This is a genomic window from Faecalibacterium prausnitzii (assembly GCF_003287405.1).
In the GTDB taxonomy this organism is placed as follows: Bacteria; Bacillota; Clostridia; order Oscillospirales; family Ruminococcaceae; genus Faecalibacterium; species Faecalibacterium intestinale.
Genome location: NZ_PRLD01000042.1, coordinates 1 through 3354, shown reverse-complemented (window position 1 = coordinate 3354; position 3354 = coordinate 1). Strand labels below are relative to the sequence as shown.

Below are 3354 nucleotides of genomic sequence, written 5' to 3'. Positions count from 1 at the left end.
GGTCTGCCCATTCTGGACGAGAAGGGCAGACCCAAGCTGCGGGATTCGTACCTGCTCGACACCCTTGAGTGCGGCGAATCTTCGTTTGCTATGGCCTGCCTGATTGCCAATCGCAAATACGGCAAGAACGGCAGGCGGGAGGACGTGAAGACCCACCATATATGGCGACATCCGCCAAAGCGGATGCTAATATATTCGTGCGCAGCACGCACCGCTGGCCATACGAAGTATATCATCAGCTTCGACCCGAAGGACGCAGTAGAGAACGACCTGACCATGGAGCGGGCGCAAGCCCTTGGCTTGCAGTTCTGCAAGGACAACTTCCCCGGTCATCCCGCTATCGTCTGCACCCACCCGGACGGTCACAACAGTGCGGGAAACATCCACGTCCACATCGTCATCGGCAGCTTGCGCGTCCGCACCGTGGAACGGCAACCCTTCATGGACAAGCCGTGCGACTGGGAAGCGGGCAAGAAGCACCGCTGCACTTCTGCCATGCTCCGGCACCTTCGTGTCGCTGTCATGGAGATGTGCGAGCAAGCCGATCTGAACCAAATCAATCTGCTGGAAGCCCAAGGCGACCATGTTTCGGAGCGCGAGTATTGGGCGCAGCGGCGCGGACAACGCCGTCTCGACCATGCCAACGCCAAACTCGCCGCCGAAGGGCAGCAGCCCACCCAGACCGTCTATCAGACCGAACTGGACAAGCTGCGAAAGCAGATCTACGCTTGCATTAAAAGCGAACTCCGCGATAACTTTTTAAGAAAACTTCGTTTGCTTTCAATAGCTTTTCATAGTATTCACGATAAGAACTGCTCAATCGCCGCATAGCAGGGATAAAGACATCATTGTACCCGTTTTCTCGATTTAACTGTGCGAATAGTTCTTGAAGTCTGTAACCCGGAGTGTTTTTGTACGCGTCAGATGCTTTGACTTCCTTATACCGCTCAAACATCTCCCTATTATCTTTCAGATATTGTTCAGGGTCTTGTATTGCAGCAGCAACACTTGCAGCAGCTTTTTTTGACACGTCAACAAGATCAATGGTTTTCGCAGCATCGTCGAGATATTCTTTCAAATCATCCGGGATAACAATATTCACACCGTCTAAAAAATCAATTATCGTTTCAAATGCATCTTGCTGTTCGTCTGTTGCAACCCTCTCATTCAGGTACGGTGCAAAATGGAGACTTATAAATTTCCCGAAATATCCCGGAAAACGGTCAAGCAATCTTGAAAGAATAGAGCGCTTCGTTTCGAGCTGGCTCAATTGCGCCCGGGCATCCTCCCAATTCTGGTTTCTCGCAAGCATATGGAGTAATTGTTGTTTCGCTTGTATATCCGAAATTTCCAGTTCTTTCTTGTCGCATATAGTTTGAAAAGATAAACGGTCATTCTCTGCCAAAACCGTTTTAATGTCCGATACTGATATTCCAAGCCCGCGTAAAACTGCGATTTTGTTTAATTGGATGACATCATCCTCTGAAAACACCCTGTAACCATTTTCCATGATTTGAGGGCGAGTTAAGCCTTGTTCCTCATAATACTCAATCGCCTTTTTTGTAAGGCCACATCTCTTGCAAACTTCATTGATAAGCATATTATCGCCTCCACTGGTATGATAAGCCCACCCCCAAGGGGACAGTCAATAGCTTTTTCAAAAATTTTCTTGATTGGGCAAGGTGTGTACGATATGGAATGCCATTTCCGCATTTTCTTTGTCCACAAATACCTCCGTGATATACTTCGGTTTTATACCCAGCGTTCCGATTCTTGCTTGATCGAACGCATTACGCCGATTGACATCTTTCGTTTTACAATAGAACTTGATTCCCGCAGCCGCCAACGCATCCGTAATGCGATTGCATTGGTAAGAATCAGAAACTGTTGCGATTTGCGATTTAAAAAACTGCTCTAACATAAATACCCCTCCTACCGGTCGTCTGAAAAGGATATAATTTCAAATATCTTTATTGGAATAACGTAATTTAATCTCAATTTATTTCGTTCGTCCATAAATTTCCAAAAGTTTGTGTGTCTGCACATGAATTTCCAGAAAATTTATAGCACAATCACAATGTTTTTCATTTGGATAAATCGATATAACCACTTCGTCCGTGAAAGACCGTGACCCTGCCCGAGTGGATAACCCGTTCCTTATCGAAGAGCTGTCCGAGGAGCGTCCCGGCATCCTGCTGTGGATGCTGGAAGGGGTGCACCGTCTGCTGGCGAACCGCTATCAGTTCACCATCAGCGAGCGCTCCATCCAGAACCTCGAAGCAGCCATGGCGGACAGCGACAACCTGACCCAGTTCATGCAGGCAACGGCGTATGTCCGCTTCAAGCCCGACACCGAGGAACGCTCCACCTATCTCTACCGCGCCTACACCAAGTGGTGCGAGGATAATCTGGAATCGCCTGTTCCGCAAAAGAAGTTCAGCCAGTTCCTGCTGAAAAATGCAGGGAAGTATGGCCTGACCTTTTCCAAGCACATCAAGGGAAAGTTCGCGTTTGTGAAGCGCAGCGAAGCAATGAAGTCCCCAGTGGGGACTTTAAGCGACCGAACGGTCTTGCGTAAGCAAGATGGAGGGGCTTTGCCCCGACAAGTTCGCGTTTGTGTAGCGCAGCGAAACAATGAAGTCCCCAGTGGGGACTTTAAGCGACCGAACGGTCTTGCGCAGCAAGATGGAGGGGCTTTGCCCCGACAAGTTCGCGTTTGTGTAGCGCAGCGAAACAATGAAGTCCCCAGTGGGAACTTTAAGCGACCGAACGGTCTTGCGTAAGCAAGATGGAGGGGCTTTGCCCCGACAAGTTCTGCGGCTTCCGGGGCGTATGCGTCCACCCCGCCTTTGCTGCGGCATAAAACACACGAAAAGTGAAAATCTCCCGCCCTACGCGCCCCAAAGCAGTGGTTTTGACTTGTTATCGTTGCTTTCTCCGGGCGCGTGTCCGCCCCTTCCGGGCGGATGCGGGGCGGGAGAGAAACCAGGATGCGCCCCAAGAGGGCGCGTGCATCCCAGCCATGCGCCCTAAAAAATCAGCACAGGAAGGTACTTTACAGCAAGGCTCATTGGCTCTGAAATTTTCAACGGCATCTTTGCTGCACGCGCTCCAACGCTGTTGCCAGCCTTTTGAAATGTTGGAGCGCAGTGTGTGGTTTGGGGCGCGTGGGGCGCGTAAATTCAAGTTCTCGCACTTTTTTGGGCTGCTGCTTCGGGTCAGGAGCGGCAGGCCCTTACATATTTACCGGCCCACAAGGGTGCAGCTCAACCGGAGTTGCACCGGGTCTGGAGAAGTGCAAAGGAGACATGCCTATGACGAATGTCCGCAAAAATTCCGCCAAACTGACCCGTG

At 50.4% G+C, this 3354-nt stretch carries 4 protein-coding genes; 2 read left to right on the top strand and 2 right to left on the bottom strand.

Going from position 1 to position 3354, the window contains the following annotated elements; translation table 11 throughout:
* A partial coding sequence (locus C4N24_RS14855) for a relaxase/mobilization nuclease domain-containing protein (RefSeq protein ID WP_112092025.1) occupies positions 1-831 on the top strand: 831 nt, incomplete at its 5' end.
* Here the strand turns inward: C4N24_RS14855 and C4N24_RS14850 are convergent.
* Both C4N24_RS14850 and C4N24_RS14845 read right to left on the bottom strand, forming a co-directional pair.
* Positions 734-1600, bottom strand: coding sequence for a MerR family transcriptional regulator (locus tag C4N24_RS14850; RefSeq protein WP_112092024.1), 867 nt, complete (start codon positions 1598-1600; stop codon positions 734-736). The genes C4N24_RS14855 and C4N24_RS14850 overlap by 98 nt on opposite strands.
* Positions 1601-1657: 57 nt before the next feature.
* Positions 1658-1921 carry a hypothetical protein gene (locus C4N24_RS14845; RefSeq protein ID WP_112092023.1) on the bottom strand — a complete coding sequence of 88 codons (264 nt, stop codon included), beginning with the start codon at positions 1919-1921 and terminating at the stop codon, positions 1658-1660.
* A gap of 220 nt (positions 1922-2141) precedes the next feature.
* On the opposite strand from C4N24_RS14845, the gene C4N24_RS15725 reads away from it, so the two are divergent.
* Positions 2142-2783, top strand: a complete 642-nt coding sequence (locus C4N24_RS15725) for a hypothetical protein (RefSeq protein ID WP_242983300.1) — start codon at positions 2142-2144, stop codon at positions 2781-2783.
* Positions 2784-3354: the final 571 nt, after the last annotated feature.